Origin of the sequence: Roseburia sp. TF10-5 (genome assembly GCF_003462365.1) — a bacterium.
GTDB classification, from domain to species: domain Bacteria; phylum Bacillota; class Clostridia; order Lachnospirales; family Lachnospiraceae; genus Roseburia; species Roseburia faecis.
This window is the reverse complement of the sequence record NZ_QTYW01000011.1, coordinates 1-22,549: the sequence shown is the minus strand read 5'-3', so window position 1 is coordinate 22,549 and position 22,549 is coordinate 1. Positions and strand designations below refer to the sequence as shown.

Genomic DNA, 22,549 nt, shown 5'->3' with positions numbered 1-22,549 from the left:
GACATAAAAAGAGTGCCGGAATTTTCCGACACTCTGTGTTTCTTTTAAATATGAAAATACCCGATTCCTTTTACCAGTTTATCAGAAATCTCCCGCAGCTGCTCGGCACTTACATATACCTGCTGGAACGTTTCTACAACTTCCTGTGTTCCATCGTAGGTTTTTTTCGTGCTTTCCACATTTTCTTCCGCAATTCCGGACAATTCCCCAACTGCCTGAACAACTTCATTTCTGGAATCTTCCAGTCTCTGGGTACTTGCTTTGATCTGTCGGATACTCTGCATGGAATTTCCAATCTCACCCAGCACTTCTTTTACAATATTCTGTGTCTCTGCCATGCTCTCACTCTGGCTGGTAATAATCTGCTGCATACTCTGCATACTTTCCACAGCAAGGGAAGAATCCCTGATCAGCGTTGACGCTATCTGCTCAATTTCCTGACTCGACTGATCCGATTGCTCTGCAAGTTTTTTAATCTGACCTGCCACCACAGCGAATCCGCGGCCGCTTTCTCCCGCCCGGGCAGCTTCAATAGAGGCATTCAGGCTCAACAGATTGGTTTCCTCTGCAATGGAGGAAATGATGGTTGTGGCCTGCTGGATCTTCTGTACAGAATCGTTTGTCCGGTTGGTCTGCTGCTGAACCTGTGCCAGCATCTGCTCCACCTGTTCATTGATCCCACAGAGTTTTTCCAGCGTTGCGGAAGCATTTTCGCTGGAGGAATGCATAAATGTGGCATTTTGATCCAGATTTTGTACCTCTGCTGTAGTTTCCGTGATATTCTCGCCCATAATTTTCATATGATCCGAAGTATTTCTCGAATTTTTCGCCTGCTCACTGGAATTATCCACTACAAGGCTGACCGCCTGCTGTACCTGTGACATTGTACCATTGGTATTGTCCGCCGCCGTACCCAGAATCTGTGACGTTGAAAGCAGCTTCTTTGCATTTTCTGAAATATCCCGGATTACAGACTTCATGGCATCCCTTAATGTCATGGTTCCGCGGGACAGATCACCGATCTCATCCTTTCGCTTCAGAAGTTTTTCATCTACCCACACATTTAAATCACCATCTGCAAGTTTTCCAACGACAGCCACACTGTTTTTGATATTTTTACTGATCGAGGCTGCCATGCGCATCGCCACAACGATACATAAAAACATCACTGCAAGCATGGCAGACATAATCATCCCAAGAATTTTATTCACCACGGCATCTTTTTTCGCCTTGTTGGTACCGACAAAGACCATGCCTACGACTTCATCCGAACTTCCATTCTGGTATACCGGAGTAAAATATCCATAGTTGCGCGTCCCATCCAGTGAAACGTTTTTACTAAAATACGACTTTTTCCCTTTGAGAACCTGGCTGACCACACGCTCCCCCGCTTTGGAGCCGAGAATACGATCGCCGTTTTTATCCAGTGCCGAGGTCATGATTCTTTGATCTCCGTAAAAAAAGGTCACATCCATTCCGGTATTTTCTTTGATCCGGTCCACCAGATTTTCCGATTTGGATATGTTGTAGCTTCCCTTCCAGATATCACCATTGGTGCTTTCCAGATAATCCCCGGTATTCTGGTCATAGGCGGCAAGGGTGGCTGCCGCGGTACCTTTTAATGCATCCTGTACCTCATCCATCAGGGAGCTTTTAACCATCGTAAGCATAAAAAGCAGGGTAATTACCCCTAATACCAGCACCGGTCCTATGCTGGTTGCAAGAATTTTCTTTCGTATACTCATATATGCCCCCTATTCTACCACTTCAACGGTTTTAAAATACCAGTTGATTCCACCTGTAATTGTGGCATCATCCAGCGTCTTTCCTTCTTCACCAACTGTTTCTCCGGTATTTGTTTCAATCACACCGTCAAACACACCGTTTTTTCCGGATAAAATATCTTCTTTTGCAGTATCCACAGCCTCCTGTGTTCCATCCGTGCAAAAATCAGCAAGTGACGTAATCCCTACCAGATTTTCATTCATACCGCCATAATAATTGCTTCCATCCCAGGTACCGTCAATCACGCTCTGCACCGCTGCTGTATAATAAGCACCCCAGTTCCAGATCACACTGCACAGGCAGGCATCCGGAGCATTTTTGCTCATATCAGAATTGTACCCGATACCATACACCCCTTTTTCCTGTGCCATTGTCTGTGGATATTCTGTATCACAGTGCTGCGTGACCACATCACAGTCCATATTTAACAGGGTTTGTGCTGCTGCTTTCTCCGCATCCGGGTCAAACCAGCTGTTTGTGACTTTTACATAGACTTTTGCTTCCGGATTCACGGAATACACCCCAAGTGCAAAGGCATCAATGCCTCCGGTGACTTCGGAATTGGAGGAATCCATCGCCGCCACGTAGCCCAGCTTATTGGTTTTGGTATTCATTCCAGCAACGATTCCACTTAAATATCTTGCCTGATAGATCCGCCCGAAATAGTTTACAAAATTCTTCCCGTTGCTTTTATATCCGGTTCCATGTGCAAAATATATATCCGGATATTTTTCCGCCATCTCCTCCGTGGCATCCATATATCCCCAGCTGGTGGTAAAAATAATATTGCATCCGTCATCCACACACTCCTGAATCGCTTTTTCGGTTGCCTCTTTATCCGAATCATCAACATTTATTTTTCTGTCAATCTGCTCATCTGATAATCCAAGATTCTGCTGCATTGCCTGAATGCCGAGATCATGTGTATAGGTATATCCACTGCCTTCTGCCGGATCGGATAAGTGCAAAACCCCTACCTTGATCTTGTCCTTTGAAATCCCTCCGCTTTCCGTTCCCGTTGTTTTGGTGGAAGCCTCCTGTGTGCTTCCCTCATTCGTTGCATAATCATCGACCTGTCCGGCTGCCCCGCATCCTGCCAGCAAGATACCGGTAAGTGCCATGGCAAGCAGTCTTCGCCCTTTCCATTTCATAGCGTTCCTCCTTCGCACCTTATATATTCCTGTTGTTTCTTCTCCCCTAGCTCTTACTACGATTATAGCTAATTTTCCTCTTATTTTCCAGTAAAAAATATGTCAGCACCCAAGAGCGTTTCTGTTACAAAGATAGTATTTGGTTCCATTGAAGAATGATTAGACGACAATGCCGTAATTTAATCGAGTAGGAGGGAGGGAGTGACTAACTCCCGTCCTCTCACAGCACCGTGCGTCAGCCTGTCTAACGATTCGAAAATTCAGTCTGATGTACGGTATTTTTATCTTCGATTTTTTAATACCATTTTTATCTTTGTTTTTCACATGAATTACATATGTTCCTCTCCCTGCTACTTCACACTTTCTTCAAACTTCGTTACTAATTCTTCTGTTGAAAACATGCTTAATAATCGCTTAAAGTTATAAGCGATAAACATAGATGCAGCTTCTGCGTCAACATTCTCTTGTCTGCGTCGAAGAAAGAAACTATATCCGAGACTTCTTTTTATAGTCCCAAATGGATGCTCCACGATACATCTTCTCTGTTTATAAACCTCGTTATTATTTAGTGTTTCATTATACACAGTTTCAAGAACATCTTCATGTACCCAACGCTGTATCGTTCTTCCAGATGAAGAAGTAGTGCAGTCTTTTTTATATTTGCATGAATTGCAGTCTGTACACTTATATTTGCGATACTTCATACCATTCTTCGAAGTATTTTCAAAAAATCGTAATCTATCTCCTGCCGGGCATGTATATTCATCAGTTTCACCATTATATATAAACTTTTCTTTGCGAAATTCATTATCCTTTGTAGCATTATTCGCTTTAGCTTTTTTTATAAAGACATTCATTCCGGCATCGACACAGTTTTTTATCTCCGTTCCGTTATAATAACCTGTATCTGCCAGAACTGTAGAAGACTCTTTTTCTAAAAGTTCGGATGCTTTTTGTGCCATAGTGTAAAGCTGGTTTTGGTCATTTATATCATTAGTCGTCGAAATATCTACAACAAAATGATTCTTTGCATCTACAACAGACTGTACATTGTAGCAGATATCCAATGAACCGTTATTTTTCATCCTTCTTGAATCAGGATCTGTCAAACTCTTTTGTTCCAGTCCTTCATCTTTTAATTCCTGTTTTTGTGTAAGATACTGTGCTTTTAGCTCTTGATATGTTTTTAGTTTATCTGTAAGGTCATCTGCCAGCGCTTCATCTTTAACAATTGCCATAAGATATGCATTTATCTGAGCTTCCGCATATTCGATTTTTTTATCTAAACCGCTTTGCGTAATACAATTATGCTTGCTGTTTTGAGCACGGATCTTAGTTCCATCAATAACAATCAGTTCTCCATCAATGAGCCCCCAACCTTTGAGAATAAGGGTAAGATTTCGTAATGTATTGTGAAACGCAGCCTTATTCTTCTGAACAAAACCTGCAATAGTACCATGATCAGGTGTTATGCAGTTTATAAGCCACATTAATTCCAGGTTGCGTTTTGCTTCTGTTTCCAATGCTCTGCTAGAACGAATCTTATTTAAATAGCCATAGATATGAAGTTTTAATAAATCAGATCGGCGATAAGGTGATTGTCCTCGATTCCTACCACTATACTCTATAAAACCTAGATTTTCTAAATTTAAGGATTCTACATAAGAATCTATTACTCGGACAGAATTATCCTTACTTATTAAGTCATCTAATGAAGTGGTTACCATTCTTGTTTGATATCTATCTGCGCCAACAATATATGCCATAACGAATCCCCCTACGATACTGTATTTGGTAGTTTTATTATAACATTTTTCTTAATCGTTAGACAGGCTGGCGTACCGTTCGGTACACGGCGCTTTCAATAGTTGACGTGCACAGACTGGTAGGCGGTGGCTAAATCATAAAAGCCACTGTTTATCAGTCTTTCTTTTGTCATTGCTAAATTGACCGCTATCGTATGAGTCACAAACCAATATCCTCTGCGACTGTTTCCTGCTTGCCATGCCAAGTCCTTTGGTACTCCCATCTTTAGCAGATTTCTTATCTTTGTCTTCGGTTTCTTCCATTGTTTCCAGATGCACATACGGATTCTGTGATATAGCCATTTATTTAAATCATCTATTTTCTTCTTCATATCTGCAACCCCATAATAATTTAGCCACCCTCGCATATACTCTTTTATCTCTTGTAGTGATGGGCGTATACTCTGGCAAGACCTTCGGGAACTAAGTTCTTTCAGCTTTGACTTCATTTTCTTCCATGACTTCCCATGAACGCGGAGTGTTATCCAGCCCCCTTGGTGCCCCAAATCATTCTTATATCAGTCAAATTAAATGAAGGTACTGACTCAGATATTCTGATGTTTTTTACAGCAGAGTGTTTGAACCGGTACCTTCTTGTGTTATCATATCAAAGTTACAAGAATAGCAGGTATCTCCCCGACCAAAGTTTGACACCTGCTATCATAACAATCCGATGCACCACTACATCCTTAGACAGGGAGATGCTGCACCAACGCTATGATAACAATTACAGTACCTTTTGACAATCCGTTAAATCAAAAAACTTACGAAAATCTTATCAATACCTTACAGTTCCATCAGTTACAGTGTACCTGTGGCCATTCAGGATGTTTAACCATTCATGGCTACTATCCCCGTTCCCTCAAGAAAGATGATTCTGAAATCACTTTATCTATCTGCAGGGTTAAATGCTCTCACTGTGGTAAAACCCATGCTCTGCTTCCTTCCCAGCTTGTGCCTTATTCCCAGGTATCCTTACAGGAGCAGGCTGCTATCATATCTGCTTATGAGGATTCTGGAGATTTTGAACAGATCATGGACAGAACTCCTTCTATTGATGAAAATCTTATTTTCTCCATCACCAAACGCTATATCATGCACTGGATGCAGAAGATCCGTTCCTTTCGGGTTGATTTATCCTTCCCATCCCGTCTTGTAAAGCTGTGTTTTTCACTTTTTATGAACCAGTTCATGCAGATAAGACAGACCCCAAATATCTTATTTCTTACACCCACATAGCCTTACAGGAAACCTCTCCCGATCCCTTCTATACTTAAGAAAAAATGAAAGAGAGGACTTCAAATGAAACAGGAATTAGCACAGGATATCGCTTTGATGCGGTATTCCATGATCTCACCACTGATTGTTGGCCTTCCGGATGAGTACAGATCCAAGGAGGCTTACTTTCGTGCGGCCTCTGCACGTGGTGCACTCCATCCAAACGGATCCTTCATCCATCCGGCACCGACATCCATCAAACGCTGGTACCAGCACTATCAGAAGAATGGTTTTGACGCTCTGCTCCCTTCTAGCCGCAGCGACGAGGGAACTTCCAGAAAGATCGACCCTGATCTTGAGGAACAGATCCGATATCTGAAAACAACCTATCCCCGTATGTCTGCAGCTGCTATCTTCCGTCAGTTGTGCACCAATGGATCCACGAACCGTAATGAACTGTCAGAATCCACCGTAAACCGTTTCTTAAACAACCTTGCTTTAAAAGAAAAGACGACAAACAATCAGGATATGCGTCGTTATGAACGTGCCCATGTCAATGAGGTATGGTGCGGTGACAGCAGTGTTGGCCCTTACCTGAAAACAGAAGACGGCAAAAAGCATAAGGTATATGTGATCGCCCTCATTGATGACGCCAGCCGCTACATTGTTGGCATTGATGTCTTTTTCAATGATAACTTCGTCAATCTCATGTCTGTCATGAAATCAGCAGTTGCAAAGTTTGGTGTTCCAAAGTTATTTAACTTCGATAATGGCAGTTCCTATAAGAATAAACAGATGGATCTGCTTGCCGCACGTATCGGGTCTACAGTTCATTATGACCAGCCGTATACGCCAACCCAGAAGGCCAAGGTGGAGCGTTGGTTCCGTACCATGAAAGACCAGTGGATGGTAGGCCTTGATATGAGAGATTTTCACACTCTTGACAAGCTTCGTGGCAGTCTTTATACCTATGTCTCCCAGTATAATCAGAGGATTCACTCTTCCCTAAATGGAAAAAGTCCACAAGAGCGCTACTTTAGCGAGCCGGACTGTTTCCAACGCTTACCAGAAGATAAGATTGACCAGTTATTCTTACTGGAGTTAGAGCGTCGTGTTTCCATTGACTGTGTAGTTACGATTGACCACATCGAGTATGAGGTTGATTACCGTTTTGCAAAACAGAGGATCAAACTCCGTTATTCTCCTGATATGGAATCTATCTATGTCGTTGAAGCAGATGGTACGCTTACCCCGATCCGCCTTTTAAACAAGGTTGAAAACGCGGATATCAAACGCGAAAAACCACGTCTTTATGGAGGTGACGACTAATGGATTATACGATCCGCTATGGTTTGGAATTCAATCCTTTCCTAAAGAATTCCAAAGAAATCTTTGTATCAACAGACGAATCCAAAGAAGTTTTATTCCGGCTGGACTATCTTGCAAAAACAAAAGGCTTTGGACTGCTTACCGGCAGCCCCGGCCGCGGAAAAACAACCGCAATCCGGAAATGGGTACAAACCTTAAATAACTCACAATACAAAGTAATCTATATTAATAATGTGCATCTTTTAATTTCCGTCTATGATTTTTATATTTCCCAATGAGCATAGTTATAGCAACCATAAAAAAAGTAGTCATAATCAAGATAAGATAACTATTGTTTTTAAACGCAATACATATACCCACAATTAACATATCAATCAGTAAAAACTTTTTTAATCGTTTTTGAAAAAACTCATTCTCTACTGCATCCACTTTTCTATTAATATTTTCTACAGGATAAAGACAATAAACTAACAATTCCAAAAACACAATAATAAAAAATACGATGTAAGTTGGCATGATGGCAAATTTAGTCAATAATAGAATAACAGAAAATGTCAGGCACGATAAAGCAAGACATGACCAATAATGTTCTAAATGCAATCCTCCTGCATAAGACCTTAACGGAATAAAAACTATAAAAAACAATATACCTTCTACCACCATATGTAATATACCGGCCACAAAAAAAATGATTATCAAACTTAATCCCGTCTCCATGGCAACTACAAAGCCATACTCATATATGCTACGTTCTTCTTCCTTTACCATGCCCTTATATATGACATAATCTGTTAATATTCTCGCAATCCCATTCATACTAAAATTTTCTAAACTTCTTTAAGTCTGTTGGTTGCTTTGGTTGATGATATACAAATGCACACCTAGTATTTGCAGCAGATGAAAGCATTGCTGTTGCCACACCTGTTAATGCATTTGCAAGCATTGGTTTACGATTTACTTTTTTCATTGAATTAGACATTATATTTCCTCCTCCTTAAATAATATTAATATGATTTAATTATATCATTTCAAAAATCAAAAAATATCAACTGTTAAAATTACGGAATTTACTGTTAAAACTCCCCCAAATTCATGATAATTGTTATAGCAAAAATACCGTCCTGCATATCAATAAGCACTTCACCGTTATATCGATCTGCTACTCTTTTAATAGAATTAATTCCATAACCATGTCGGCTAAATTCCTTTTTGGTTGATAATAGATTACCATTCTTATCTTTTTTTACACAATGCTCATACGGATTCTTAACTATTAATACCAATGCTTCTTTTTTTATACCCATAGTAATATAAATATTTTTTTCTTTTGATTTACATTTTTTTACTGCCTCAATAGCATTGTCTATTGTATTGCCCAAAATAATTCCCATATCACATTGATTTATAGGCAAAATTTCAGGAATAAATATTTTTAGTATGAATTTAATATGTTGTTCTTTGGCTATTGTATATTTAAAATTAATTAATGCATCGACTAAGCCATTTCCACAATTTGAATACTTTTCGTTTATATCACACACATCAATAATCCGATTTATATTTTCTATCACATCAGTTCTATCGCTATTTTCCACACTATTTTTTAATGCAACAAGCTCATTTATAAGATTATGCTTTTCTTCATAAAAATTTTCCATTATCTCTTTTTGTTCTTCCGTATTTCTGGACATAATATAAATTTGCTGTGCATATACTATTTTTTCTTTTTCAAGCATAAAATTTTCAGCCAGCTTAGGATAAATTTCAGAAATAATTAAATTCAAAATTAACAAAATACTAAATGTAATCATTCCGGAAATAGTATTATCGTAGTTAGCATTTGAATAAAATACGTTTACTGCAATGAATATACTTCCAATAGGTATGAATAAAAGAACAAAGTAGTATTTGGCAGGAACAAATTCATTAGTTTTCTTTTCCTTTAATACCGAGAAAAGATATATACCAATTATCATAATAATTTTTGATATCACATCTCCAATTATATCTGATTTTTGATGATTGATTGGCATACTATTCACACAGAAGAATACAAACATTTCAACTATAGCCCACACCGTATAAAGAGAAACTACAATAAATAACTTCACTTTTCCCTTTTGTTTATATCCCAAAATGGAAATGCCTAAAACTAATACAATATTTATTATAATTGTCCAAATAGATGCAGTGCCACTATGAAATTCAACGCAAAACTGGAACACTCCAAAAATCAGCCATACTAATAACGATAAAATACTAAGTTTCTTTATTTCCAAAAAAATATTTAAGAACCTCTTAACAATCCAAAGCGTCACAATTACCATTGTCAAATCTAAAATATAATATCCAACATTAGACATCAATCTCTCCTCCTATCAATCTACTATACTGATAACTAAAGTTCTTCTGCCGGTCCTCACTAATCGGCAATTTTGTTCCATTAACCAAAGATACTTCTGACTTAGATCTTGATTTAATCAGATAGTAATTGACAAGATAAGATTGATGAATTCTCATAAAAGGAATCTTACCATCTAACAATTTTAATTCTACATCTGATAATTTCCCATTAAATACATCTATTTCACCGTTCCGATGATAGATATTTACCTTTCTTCCACTGCTTTCAAAATATAAAATATCTTTACATGGAATCTTATATTCTTCATTTTTATAGCGAAATGTAAAATAAAACATTTTATTAATAATTTTAAGATTTGCTTCCAAGAACGTTTTAATGACTATCTCTTCATGAATTGGCTTTTTGATAAATGCAAATACATCCAGCCGAAATAATTCCATCATGTACTTATCATAACCCGAAACAAAAATAAGTAATACATTTTCATCCATCTCTCGAATGTTCTTAGCTGTAGTAATACCATCACCATTTTTCATTTGAATATCTAAAAAAATGAGGTCATACTTTGTTCCTAACATTACCGCTTTTTCTAATGTTTCACCGCAATAAAAAGCATCTGTATCTACCAGAATCCCTTCGGTTTTGCAAACATTTAAGATAATATTTTCAATCTGATTAACAATTATATTCTCGTCGTCGCAAATCGCAATTTTTATCATTTGAGTTCCCTCTTATATAAAATGAAAGTTCTTCGAACCCCTATGAAAAATTCATCTCTTTTTAATCACTTTTCAATTATACAGTGATCAATAGCATACTCCAGAAACAATCCTATTAATTCATTTCTGCTATGTCCGGTTTTCAAAGATATATCTTCAATTCGAGCAACCACCTCCTCTTTGACTCTAACAGAAAATATCTTATACCCATCATCACCTTTAGGTCTTTTAGGCTTTATAATCAAATTATCATTCTTCATAACATACCTCCGTTTAAACATATTTTATAATTGTTTATTGTTGATTTATATGTTATGAATTATGTTAAAACTTATGTTAAATATAAATGATTATTTCGCGCCGAGAGATCCATGTACATTTTTGAATAGACCCATCTTGATTTTCTAATAGATCCGATGGTTCACAGAACATATCCATCCTTTTGCTTGATTGCTCCCACTCAAATGCGGATTTTATGTCAATGATGCGCCATAGCACAGGCATTAGCCCTTGTCATTGACGCGAAAGTACCACTTTGAGTATTCTCAAATTCAGCAAAATATAAGTGGATCCCAAAAGCGTGTTGACGGATCCAAGAGCGCGAAATATTCAATAAAGAAGAAAACTTGAAAATAACATAGTAAAAGGACATAGATAATAAGAAATACTAACCTTATCTATGTCCTTTGATTATATTGCTATATCGTTTTTGAATTTACCACAGCCATCATATGCTGAGTTACCCTAAATATATCTTCGTAATTGCTATTTTACAGAATCCATAAAAACTTAATCCCTATTATTATCTTCTTCTATCCTTTCTACCTCTTCCTTCGTAATCAGTTTATTCCTTATCATACTATTCAGCACCTGTTTTACCCGTTGCGAAACCAACTCTATATTGGTATCTGGAGAATATACGGATGGGGCATTAGGAATCCCTACTAAAATTGCCGACTCATAATCGGTTAACTCAGATGGTTCTTTTCCAAAATATCCCATAGTTGCCTGATAAATACCATAATATCCGTTACCAAAATAAACAGTATTCGCATATAACTCAAAGATTTCCTCTTTGGTATAATTTGATTCCATCTTCAGAGCCACAAAGACCTCAGCTACCTTTCGCTCCATTTTTTATCCTGTGTAAAGAGTAAATTTTTAATAAATTGCTGAGTAATGGTACTCCCCCTCTACAAACGACATCGACCTTATATCTGTCCATGCAGCACATGCAATTGCAATCAGATCAATTCCATGGTGTTCTTCAAATCTGTGATCCTCTACAGATATAGTAGCCTCTATATAAAATTGTGGCAAATCAGAATATGTAGTGAAATCATCTGTGTTGCGTATTTCTTCTACTCTCTCATCAAGTGACTTTTCTGCAATTGCTACCTGATACATCCGATATCCTTTGACACTAAAAAAAGCAAAGATTCCTAATACAAAACAAAGAAAAACTATTAGCAAACCCACCAAAGCTTTTCTGATACGATATCGTTTTTTCTTCATGGTTCTCTAATCCTTTCTAAACATCTGATAATACCGTCCGTCACCGACCAGATGATACCTATAATAACAAATAATATAAAAAGTAAACTAAGAGACACACACAATACTGTACTTTTCACAACAAGTAAAATCTTCTGCGAATTTTTACTTTGAAAATGAATATAAAATTTTTTCTTCATAATTTTTTCAGATTACACCAAACATCCTTGTTTTGATATGCAATATTCCCGCATAAAGTGAAGCCAGAAAGGAGAAAATTCCACCTACCAGCTCCACCTTTTTAATCCAGCTACCAGTATTGCTCCACTCCCTGTGAATACCTCTATTTCTACGCTACCACCTTTTCTCCCTATTCATTTGCCGTCCTGTTTACTATCCTAAAATATGTTTTGGATGTAAGTAAATAGACGAGTGAATAGACAATAGCAAAGAAGAAATAACTAATCCACATTACTTTTATCAACAAGGCTTTATCATCAATTACTGCATATCGCAACAATATATAAATGATATTTGATGTAAAGGCAAAATGAATTCCAGCTACCATCAACGGCAAAGAAAATACTGTAAGCATCTGAGAATTGATACTTCTTTTGATTTCCTTTTTTGTCATTCCGATTTTACGCATAATGGAGAAACGTTTCTGATCCTCATACCCCTCTGATATCTGCTTGTAATACATTATCAATGCAGTCACAAATACAAAGAGAATATTTATAATAATTGCAAGAAACAACAACCCACCCGCAAGAGCATAGAATTTTTCTCCTTTTTCAGTTCTCAGATAACAAGTGATTTCCGAATCGTCTGCCGCATCAGACATCCTTTGCACAGTATCTTCAATCTTACCATAAATCTCCTGCAGTTTAGTATCTGTTCCTTCCATGTTGAGATCATATTCCCAATGATAAGTCAGATAATTACTTTCAAAATATATAGCCGAACCATCTGCTCCTCCCATAAAGGAGAACATATTCGGTACTACCAAAAACATCTGTTCACAGCCATGGGAATCCATCGATGCGCCCTCTAACCTTACCTCTGTCATTTTTGGAATTTCGTTTACTACCTTATTAACTTTGACTTCTTCCCCATTATATAGGAGAATGTCATCTGACTGATAGTTAATGGTTTCTGAAGCAATCAGTACCTCATTATCATTTAGTTTTTCTGAAGTTCCACACAATTGATTGTATTCATCCAAGGAAATAACATGAATATAAACAATTTTTTCATTATCTTTCTCCCATACATCATAATATCCTGGCGTAAACCAAGTGTCCCGCATATCTGAACTTAAATCAAGCCGACCATCCGTAATTAATGCAAGCATATTAGCTGAATATGCTTCTACACTTTCTGCCTCTTTTTCATTCTTAACAATGTTCTCTATCTCAGATCGAAATTCCTCTGTATATGTTCCGGCTGCCATTTCCTCATCCATGCTTCCTATCGGAATCTCAACACTAACTCCCATATCATAGGGATAATGCTTTTTAATAGTATCTGTTGAGCCAACATAAAATGATACGGAAAAAGCAAGTGTTGCAAGAATAAGCGTTACCAGAACGCATATAGCTGCGAGACTAGCTCCGTTGCGTTTCATTCGGAAAGACATTGTTGATACCGTTACAAAATGAGATGTTTTATAATAATACCGTTTACTGTTCTGTAAAATCTTACACAGAAATACCGAAGCGCAAATAAATAATAAAAATGTTCCAATAGTAATCAAACCAACTGCGATAAAAACTTGTGAATACTTCAGTGGATTCCCTAATGTTGCTACAATATAATAAGCCACCAAAACAAACAGCAAACTAATCGCCGCAGGAAACCAACGACTTTTTGGAGGACGTTCACCTACAGAATCACTATGCAAAAGTTCTATCGGATCGTTATTGTGAATTTGGCGCAAGGTATTCAAAAGGATAAGAAAATAAATGACCGCATATACCAATACAGCATACAAAATCGATTTCCATTCAATATAAATGCTGTAGTTCACTTCCCTGTCCATAATATTGACTAATCCCAGTTCCGCAACCTTTGAGAAAACAACACCTATAAAAATCCCACCAATTATGACAATCCCATAGGAAATCACAGTTTCCCAAAACAGAACTGTAAAAATATTTTTTTTATTCATTCCCAGAATATTATACAAACCAAGTTCTTTTTTTCTTTTCTTTATCAAAGATGAATTTGTGTAAAAAAGGAACGGAATGGAAAACAAACCGATTGCCCATGAGCCGTAGTCAAACAGCAAAGGCAACACTTCCTTACCGGGAAGGCTATGAACAATCTCTGATGCGCCTAAAAAATTAAATACATAAAATACCATAACCATAGCGACACCAGCAATCAAATATGGATAATAAAGCTGTTTATTCTTCGCAATCCCTGTCCATGCCAATTTTGTATAAAATCCTTTATTCATCTGCGCTCACCCCCAGTCATAAGTATCGTCAATGTATCGGAAATTTTTTGATACAGTTTTTCGTCACTATCATCACCACGGTAGATCTGATGAAACACTTCCCCATCCTTAATAAATAGCACCCTATTCGCTCTGCTTGCTGCCGCTATCGAGTGGGTTACCATTAGTATTGTCTGACCGGACTGATTGACCGATGCAAACAAACGTAAAAGCTCATCGGAGGAACGAGAATCCAACGCCCCAGTCGGTTCATCCGCCAGGATAAGATGCGGCTCTGTGATCAAGGCTCTTGCAACGGCTGCTCTTTGTTTCTGCCCTCCTGACACTTCATAGGGGTACTTTTTCAGCAGGGCAGTAATTCCAAGCATTTCAGCAATCGGCAAAAGTTTCTTTCCCATCTTCTGATAAGGCACATTTGCTAATACCAGCGGAAGATAAATATTATCCTCCAAAGTAAAGGTATCCAGAAGATTAAAATCCTGAAAAACGAACCCTAGGTTATCCCTACGAAATTCTGCAATCTGATTTTCTGAAATTTGCGTAATATCCTTACCATTTAATAACACAGAACCACTCGTAGGTTTATCCAATACTGCAAGAATATTAAGTAGCGTGGTTTTTCCTGAACCAGACTCCCCCATAATCGCCACATATTCACCTTGTTCTACCGAAAAATTTACATTTCTGAGAGCTGTAACCTGATTTGCCCCAAACCGTGTTGTATATACTTTCTTTAATCCATTTACTTCCAAAATGCTCATATATTGATGCCTCCTTTTATTTTTTATGACATCGTAATTTTAACAAAAAGAGAGAAATGCATTCTATAGATTCTGATTACATTTCCCTCTGACTTCTTACATTTTTGTTAGAATTTTATACATTGGCACTGATCCATGTGAATCCTCATGGTTGTTCCACGTCCCACCTCTGAAATTACAGATATTTCATGCCCAAGTCGATTACAAATCTGTCTGCAAAGGTATAACCCTAACCCACTCGCCTGCTTACTCTCATGCCCATTACCACCAGTATATCCCTTTTCAAATATCCGTGGAATATCTTCCGGGGAAATGCCAATTCCCGTATCGCTGATACAAAGTGTCTTTGGTTTTTCAATCGAAATCGTTACAGAACCCTCATTGGTATACTTTAGTGCATTTGAAAGAATCTGTTCAATCACAAAAGAAAGCCATTTCTCATCAGACACCACAGTTTCGTCAGACGGAACATAAACCAGGTCTAATTTCTTCATGATAAAATCCCCGCGAAGTTTGCGTATATTCTCCCCCAGTATCTTGTCCAAATGTACTGTGCGGAACACATAATCTGTTGTATCCGCCCCCAATCGAAGATATGTCAGGACCATTTCCACATACTGCCCAATATGAAGGAGATCGGATGTAAGCCTCCGCGATAACTTTGAATCCTCTGCCTTAAGATGTAACTGCATAGATGTGATCGGTATCTTAATTTGATGAACCCATACCGTAAAATAATCTATCATCTCTTTATGGGAATCCATCATCCTATCTTCCATTGACTGCTTTTCCTCACACAGATTCCGTATAATCTGCTGATAGTCTCTTTCCAATGTATTTGCATTTTTCAAAAATACATCTTTTATTGCTGCTCCACTCAAAGACTGCATTGCCATCAATCTCTTATGTTTCTTATACGCATTGTAAATAGAATGTCCAGTAAAAATGCAGCCCAGTAAAAAGCAAACAAAGGCTGGATAGAGAACAGCGGTCAATGGAAGATGGTATAAATAGAAAATGCCTGCAAAAATGCAAACAAATGACAATTGCATGATAAAGATTTTCAAATGTTCTTGTAAGTATCGTAGCACAAAAGTCATACTGTTTCCTCCCCAATATAATATCCCACGCCAAATTTCGTATGGATGAAATCAGAAAGATCGTATGATTCCAATTTTTTCCGGAGACGATTAACATTCACACTTAATGAACTGTCATTGACATAACAATCTGATTCCCATAAAACGTCCATGAGACGTTCCCTACTGACAATCTTTCCTTTGTTTTCCATCAGTAACGACAAGATTTTATTCTCATTCTTCGTAAGATCAATAGTCTTCTCTTTATAACTTAGTGTATTATTTTCAACATTAAGGAACGCTCCCCGGTGTTCTAAAAGAGACATATTTCCGGCAAAATTGTATGTTCTGCGCAATAATGCCTGAATTTTGGCTATCAACACATCATAATCAAACGGTTTTGCAACAAAATCATCCCCTCCCATATTCATCGCCATGACCATATTCATATTGTCTGCAGCAGAAGACAGAAAGATAATCGGAACATTTGAAATTTTCCGGAGCTCCATACACCAGTGATAACCGTCAAAAGCCGGAAGACCGATATCCATAATTACCAAATGCGGCTGTATCTCGGAGAATTCTGAAAGAATATTTCTAAAGTTTTTTACTCCAAATACCTGCAGTTCCCATTTTTTAGCCCTATTTTTTACAATTTCCAATATCCCATTATCATCCTCTACCATATAAATACGATACATTTTGTTCCTCCAACTTTTCTAAAATATTCTTTATCCCTGCCCTCACATAAACTTTCATATTTCCCTTTACATGAAATACTAAGCATTCAATTACACACAACGTAATTATACTTAAAACTGCGGATAATATCAATCATACATTAAAATCATATGAGGCTCATATGAGGTCCTTGCTCAATCAGCAAGAACCTCATATGTTTAAACATATATCTCTTATTTTATGCTAGAAATAACAATTTACCTAACTTAATGTTTCTATAATACTATTATAAAGCTTACCATATTTCACATCATCAAGCGTGAATACATCTTCTTCAATATTTGCTTTTACATATTCATATGCAGCATTATATTTTAAATTATCAACATAATAGGTTTGTAAGCCATCTCTATAATCCATAGTTGAAGCATTAATATCGTTGTGCGACATAACAACAAATATTTTCTCAATTCCATGCTTATATAAATGTGCCAACTGTAATTTCAAATTTTCAATATCAACGGAAGGATTTACACACATCACAGCAATATCTATATTTGAAGCAGATAAATATGCATCGGCAAGTTTTCCAAAATTATATGTATTTAGGCTATTAACCCTCCCTATAGCACCCCCAATATTAATAAGCCATGCATCTATTTCTTTATTAACTTCAAAAAGATACATAAATTTATTAATAGAATAAACGATTTTAGGGAATTCCAATTCAAGCGGGAAAGCAAAAACTTCCGTATCATATATAATTCCTAATGGATTATTAGATATTGACCCAACATCTAATCCATCTTTTTTAAAACTATTCAACAATGATAACTGAATATCAGATTTATTTAATCCGCTACACAAGCCTACAATAGCGATAACAGGTTTTTCAAGCACAGACATTTTTGTGGCTTTATATTCACAATATGAATGCAAATATTTGTTATTATTTACATTCAAAAAATTACCTATGCAAACCACTTTATAATTTTTATACTTTTCTTTCATGGTCGCCGGAATTTCCAAATCAATGTATGAAGAATTTAAAATTAATATTACATCAAAATCCTGATTTGGCTTTCCATCATAAAAGCTATAAAACTCCTCCCTTTCATGGTCATAATATGCTACAATGTTTTTATAAACAAAATCTTTATTAATATTCTCAATTAGATTTGACGGAAACAGAACAACTGCCACCCGGCTGTTTAATAACAAATTTTGGATACCACTTTCTTTTAATTCAATATCGCAGCTGATATCATCAGATTTATTAAGATTAAGATTATATTTACGGGATAACACTTTAAATTTATCATTTAACGGCATAATGCTAAGCTCATCACAAAAATATCCGCACAATCTGGCACAAGCTAAACTAGATGAACTGAAGTCAAATTCAGTATTATTTTCCATGACTATAAAATCTTTCATTGGTATCGAAATAGTCGTATCATCAACTCTCTTGACCTTTTCTGTTTGTTGCTGATCCACTTTAACGCATATAACATTTTTAAAATCAGCAGGAAAGGATACTGTATTAGTATGAGAGGCCGCCGCTAATATAACAATATTTTGTTCCACAGCTTTTTCACATATATCAAATAACTCCTGCGAATATGATGTTAATCCCAAACTGATATTGATGATATCAACTTTTTCCTCAATAGCTTTTTTTATTGCAGAAATGACATTTAAAACCTGTAACTCTCCGCTTTCATCCATAATATTTATATCAAGTATTTGTATATCACTATTTTTTATATTTGATATTATTTCTTTAAAGCATAGTGTACCATGGATATTCCCAGATTCTTTATATATTTCCACTAATGTACTATTGGAAACCGAAAAATGCCTCACGTCACACCGATGTTTAATTTCACTTTTTAAAACTCCTGTATCAATCAATGCTATCTTCATTTTTTATCTCCTTTAAATCAATGAAATATTTGCTATATAATTAATCAAATCTCTATCATTACTAATATGTTCAAGATAATATCCCAATTCACCTTCAACTTCTTTTCTAGATTTTTCGCAAAAATCATGATTTATATTTAGGATATCCTTAAAACAAATTCTACAAAATTTAGCAGCCCAACAATGTCTGCACTTCTCTAATCTTCTAATAGTTTCATCAACAAGCCGCTCTATTTTATCTATGTCAATACCATCATAAACGTTACCAATTTCAAATATCTGCTGACTCTCATCTACTTTTTCACACACTATAATCTTGCCATCTGTCGTTACAAAATTTTTTCTTATACCTGGAACGCAAAAACCTCCCGGCAAAATAGTATTTCCACCTGTTTGTCCATTAAAAGAATTGTAGTATTTTTTCATACCTTTTAACATATTTTTATATGCGAAATCGTAAGCCTTTACATTGATTTTTTCATCTTTTTTGATAACATCACTTTTATCTCTTTCATTCGCAAAATATTCAGTTTGAAAAAGTTCTATCATATTTACATCAGATATCCACAAATTATCTATTGATTCGAAAAGCTCAGCGCTAGCCCCATTATACATAACTACGTTATATACTACATTTTCTCTAAAAAATTGGGGATTTTTATGATAAAATGCCTGAATATTTCCATATACTCTCTCATAACTACTTTTTCCACTCCCATAAACTCTATATTTATTTTGCTTCTCCATCGGTCCGTCAAAACTTATAACCACTTTCATGTGATTTTCTATAATAAAATCAGTCACATCGTCACTAAGTAAGACTGCATTTGTTGTAATATCATATGATGGTTTTCTAAACGGATACTTCTCACTTATATACCTAACACATTCTTTTATAAGATCCAATCTTAGTAAAGGCTCTCCCCCATAAAAACCAATATTACAGACCTCACTTTCCTGTGAATTTTTCATAAGAATATCTATTGCTTTAAATGCTACCTCTTTCGGCATTTGTTTTAATGTATAGTTAGTATCCATATACTTAGGCATATATCCACAGTATTTGCATCTCAAATTACACTGTTCCGTAAGCGCTAGAGTCATATTTTTTATTCTGCAAGCAAACATATCAATCAATTCGTCTTTGCTAAAAGGATATTTTACGTCAAACTCACACGGTTTCTTAATGTCTCTAAAGGTACCACTAGACAAAAATTTTGCATATAGAGCATCATTCAATATAACCTCTTCAGAGTTAATTTCTGCAAAGTTATTATTCAATGCGTCATATATATATGTCTTATTGCCGGTTTTAATAATTTTAGATAAATACATTTTCTTTCCTCTCTCTTTTGAGTTATTGACTATTTATACAACCTACTACTGATGTAATTAGTTATTTAGTGACTATTTTACTAGTTATAGATTTTATGTTACCATTACGACGCTGTCGTAAAACTCAATTTACAGGTACTGTCCAAGATAACCATGAGTCCAAGCTTTACCAGCCTGTCCTTCACATCCACAATGGCATGTCAGAACTCTTACTGTAGAGTTGTTTTCCTTGCTAATCTTTTTCAATGTAACCTTGTTATTTTTCATAATATACACAGCCTTTCTTAATTTATTTCAGTAGTAGGCCGTATAAATAATCAATAACTCATTTTTTGTTTATAACTATTCAACTGTCATGGAGTAACTATCAGCTTGAATTTTATACATTTTATAAAATTCTTTTTTTAAATTAATCAATTCTTCAAAGCTTCCTTCTTCTATTAGTGCCCCCTTATCTAATAAAATAATTTTGTCTGCTAATTTAGTAATATACATTCTATGAGAAATAATAATAGTGGATTTAAGTTCACTTATCGCTTTAAATGTGTTAAACATCTTGACCTCTGATTTTGGATCAAGTGCTGCTGTCGGTTCATCTAGTACCAAAATTGCTGCATCTGAAAAAACAGCTCTGGATATTGCAATTTTTTGCCATTGTCCTCCAGATGGTTCTACGGCATCATTGAAAAACATTTTACTCAAGTTTGTGTCATATTTATTTTTGTAGTTTTCTATAAATTCACTTGCACCTGCTATCTCGGCTGCTTTTTCAATTTCTTGATTATCATGAATTTTATCAACATTTCCAAACCCTATGCAATTATGGACACTGTCAGAAAATTTAATATAATCTTGAAATAAAACACCAAAAAAAGCTCTTAATTCATTTATGTCATATTCTTTTAAATCAATACCATCTAACAATACTCTGCCATGTGTCGGATCATAAATTCGCAATAAGAGCTTAACAAATGTCGATTTTCCACTTCCATTTTCTCCAACAAGACAAATTGTATTATTCGTATTAAAATTAATATTGATATTTTTAAGTGCATAATTGTCAGAACCGGTATATTTAAAACTTACATCTTCGAAACATATATTATGTACTGGTTGCTCTTTAACTTTTTTATTCTGACTTTCTATAGTATCCTTTTCCCGCATGAATTCAAAAATATAATTAATAAACATCATGCTTTTACTATTTGCTGCAATTTGATTTGCTAATGCTATTAACTTGGTAACTATAGTAACTATAGCTGTAATATACAAATAAAATGCTGACACCGATACTTCACCAGCAACTGTATTCTTGATGAGCCACGCACCGACTAAAATGGCACCTAACATTGAAACAAGGCTAGTTAAAATTGAAATTATAATCTCTTTTACTGCAATTTTACTATTTCCATTTATAAAGTTGTTAAATAACTCTTTTCGTTTACTTCTAAAGTAGTCATATAACCTAAAACTTCTAATTTCATTTGTATATTCCGGATCTGTTATCAACGAAAGGTAATACCATATACGCCGCATTTGCATAGTATTATCATTAAAAAATCTAAATAACATCCCCTGATATTTTCTTTTAAAAATCATAATAGGTAATGTAAAAATCATGATAGCAAGAAATGCAAATACATTAAGTTTAATTATAATAACAGCATATCCAATAATACTGATAAGACTTGCGACCATACTAAATAAGCCATCCATTAAATTTAACGGTTCAGTTCCACACTTATTTAAAGTATTTGATTGTAAATCCAGAAAAGCTGGGTCATCTATTCTTTCCTGCTTTATAGTTTGATATTTCTCAGCAACTAGATTTTCTATATTGTGCGATAGTTTCAACCCTGCCACAGAACATATCACAGTTTTTACACTTTCTGTTGCAAATGAGATTACTACAAGAGCAAGCATTGAAAACAATATGATCAATAATCGTAAATACACAACGGAAGATTCATTTCCAACATTCTGTCCCAAGTTTTCTATTAACTCTGCAGTCAAATATGTGGCAACTACTGGACTTATACCTGTGATAAGCATTGAACCAATGGAAAGAAAAAATACTCCCGATCCTGCTTTAAAAATTTCTTTAAAAACAAAACCCAACTTAAATATATAATCTTTTATAGCATTCATCTAATAATCACCTCCAATATATACCGATTTGAGTAACAATAATAAATTTTCATAATAAAGATTGTTCATTTTTCTTTCCTCCTCTTTTATGTTGACGATTATAACATTCCCTTTTTATCTTTTTGTGCAGATGTCAAAAATCCGCCATTTACTGTCAAAATCCATATACATTTAATTCATTAACTATTCTGCTTTTTCTCACAATATGTACTTCTTATTTCAGCACATTTATTAGTCAAAAAAAGGGGCTGTAAAAAAACTCCCCTGACAGAAAAATCGCCCAGACCGTGAG

At 35.7% G+C, this 22,549-nt stretch carries 19 protein-coding genes and 2 pseudogenes; 3 read left to right on the top strand and 18 right to left on the bottom strand.

Annotated features, from left to right (window positions below; translation table 11 throughout):
• Positions 1-44 precede the first annotated feature (44 nt).
• The 4 genes and pseudogenes from DXD06_RS10855 to DXD06_RS10840 form a co-directional block, all read right to left on the bottom strand.
• Positions 45-1,745: a methyl-accepting chemotaxis protein gene (locus DXD06_RS10855; protein WP_117831757.1), complete on the bottom strand. Its 1,701-nt coding sequence runs from the start codon at positions 1,743-1,745 to the stop codon at positions 45-47.
• Positions 1,746-1,754: 9 nt separating this feature from the next.
• Positions 1,755-2,936, bottom strand: a complete 1,182-nt coding sequence (locus DXD06_RS10850; protein WP_117831755.1) for a BMP family ABC transporter substrate-binding protein — start codon at positions 2,934-2,936, stop codon at positions 1,755-1,757.
• 350 nt (positions 2,937-3,286) lie between these two features.
• The gene (locus tag DXD06_RS10845) at positions 3,287-4,702 is read right to left on the bottom strand and encodes an IS1182 family transposase (RefSeq protein WP_117831753.1); all 1,416 of its coding nucleotides are present in this window, start codon (positions 4,700-4,702) and stop codon (positions 3,287-3,289) included.
• Positions 4,703-4,797: 95 nt separating this feature from the next.
• A pseudogene (locus DXD06_RS10840) lies at positions 4,798-5,226 on the bottom strand (group II intron maturase-specific domain-containing protein); the annotation flags it as partial.
• Between the two features lie 232 nt (positions 5,227-5,458).
• Here DXD06_RS10840 and DXD06_RS10835 point away from each other — a divergent pair.
• From DXD06_RS10835 to DXD06_RS10825, 3 genes are all read left to right on the top strand, one after another.
• Entirely contained in the window at positions 5,459-5,980 is a 522-nt protein-coding gene (locus DXD06_RS10835; RefSeq protein WP_117831749.1) for a DUF6431 domain-containing protein, read from the top strand.
• A gap of 63 nt (positions 5,981-6,043) precedes the next feature.
• Positions 6,044-7,288, top strand: coding sequence for a DDE-type integrase/transposase/recombinase (locus DXD06_RS10830; RefSeq protein WP_117831747.1), 1,245 nt, complete (start codon positions 6,044-6,046; stop codon positions 7,286-7,288).
• Positions 7,288-7,566, top strand: coding sequence for an ATP-binding protein (locus DXD06_RS10825; RefSeq protein ID WP_243001027.1), 279 nt, complete (start codon positions 7,288-7,290; stop codon positions 7,564-7,566). The genes DXD06_RS10830 and DXD06_RS10825 overlap by 1 nt, the downstream gene beginning before the upstream one ends.
• Here DXD06_RS10825 and DXD06_RS10820 read toward each other — a convergent pair.
• The 14 genes and pseudogenes from DXD06_RS10820 to DXD06_RS10760 all read right to left on the bottom strand — a co-directional run bounded on the left by DXD06_RS10820 (position 7,514) and on the right by DXD06_RS10760 (position 22,257).
• Positions 7,514-8,104 carry an accessory gene regulator ArgB-like protein gene (locus DXD06_RS10820; RefSeq protein ID WP_117831745.1) on the bottom strand — a complete coding sequence of 197 codons (591 nt, stop codon included), beginning with the start codon at positions 8,102-8,104 and terminating at the stop codon, positions 7,514-7,516. The two genes, DXD06_RS10825 and DXD06_RS10820, sit on opposite strands and share 53 nt — an antisense overlap.
• Before the next feature lies 1 nt (position 8,105).
• On the bottom strand, positions 8,106-8,267 hold the full coding sequence (locus DXD06_RS10815) for a cyclic lactone autoinducer peptide (RefSeq protein ID WP_243001025.1): 162 nt from the start codon (positions 8,265-8,267) through the stop codon (positions 8,106-8,108).
• 94 nt (positions 8,268-8,361) lie between these two features.
• A complete protein-coding gene (locus DXD06_RS10810) occupies positions 8,362-9,651 on the bottom strand; it encodes an ATP-binding protein (RefSeq protein WP_117831743.1) in 1,290 nt (429 codons plus the stop codon).
• The gene (locus DXD06_RS10805; RefSeq protein ID WP_117831741.1) at positions 9,644-10,372 is read right to left on the bottom strand and encodes a LytR/AlgR family response regulator transcription factor; all 729 of its coding nucleotides are present in this window, start codon (positions 10,370-10,372) and stop codon (positions 9,644-9,646) included. Before DXD06_RS10805 ends, DXD06_RS10810 begins: the two co-directional genes overlap by 8 nt.
• Positions 10,373-10,437: 65 nt before the next feature.
• Positions 10,438-10,632: a CopG family transcriptional regulator gene (locus DXD06_RS10800; protein ID WP_117831738.1), complete on the bottom strand. Its 195-nt coding sequence runs from the start codon at positions 10,630-10,632 to the stop codon at positions 10,438-10,440.
• 529 nt (positions 10,633-11,161) lie between these two features.
• Positions 11,162-11,779, bottom strand: a pseudogene (locus DXD06_RS10795) (transglycosylase domain-containing protein).
• Positions 11,780-12,236: 457 nt separating this feature from the next.
• Positions 12,237-14,327: an ABC transporter permease gene (locus DXD06_RS10790; protein ID WP_117831736.1), complete on the bottom strand. Its 2,091-nt coding sequence runs from the start codon at positions 14,325-14,327 to the stop codon at positions 12,237-12,239.
• A complete protein-coding gene (locus DXD06_RS10785) occupies positions 14,324-15,088 on the bottom strand; it encodes an ABC transporter ATP-binding protein (protein ID WP_117831734.1) in 765 nt (254 codons plus the stop codon). Before DXD06_RS10785 ends, DXD06_RS10790 begins: the two co-directional genes overlap by 4 nt.
• Before the next feature lie 107 nt (positions 15,089-15,195).
• Positions 15,196-15,978, bottom strand: coding sequence for a sensor histidine kinase (locus DXD06_RS10780; protein WP_243001023.1), 783 nt, complete (start codon positions 15,976-15,978; stop codon positions 15,196-15,198).
• 206 nt (positions 15,979-16,184) lie between these two features.
• Positions 16,185-16,868 carry a response regulator transcription factor gene (locus DXD06_RS10775; protein ID WP_117831729.1) on the bottom strand — a complete coding sequence of 228 codons (684 nt, stop codon included), beginning with the start codon at positions 16,866-16,868 and terminating at the stop codon, positions 16,185-16,187.
• Positions 16,869-17,109: 241 nt separating this feature from the next.
• Entirely contained in the window at positions 17,110-18,774 is a 1,665-nt protein-coding gene (locus tag DXD06_RS10770; RefSeq protein WP_117831727.1) for a S8 family serine peptidase, read from the bottom strand.
• Between the two features lie 12 nt (positions 18,775-18,786).
• Positions 18,787-20,109: a lachnocin radical SAM maturase gene (locus tag DXD06_RS10765; RefSeq protein ID WP_117831724.1), complete on the bottom strand. Its 1,323-nt coding sequence runs from the start codon at positions 20,107-20,109 to the stop codon at positions 18,787-18,789.
• Positions 20,110-20,238: 129 nt separating this feature from the next.
• Complete coding sequence (locus tag DXD06_RS18165; protein WP_199535216.1) at positions 20,239-20,376, bottom strand: lachnocin family radical SAM-modified peptide; 138 nt, start codon at positions 20,374-20,376, stop codon at positions 20,239-20,241.
• A 75-nt stretch (positions 20,377-20,451) separates the two neighbouring features.
• Positions 20,452-22,257, bottom strand: coding sequence for an ABC transporter ATP-binding protein (locus DXD06_RS10760; protein ID WP_117831721.1), 1,806 nt, complete (start codon positions 22,255-22,257; stop codon positions 20,452-20,454).
• Positions 22,258-22,549: the final 292 nt, after the last annotated feature.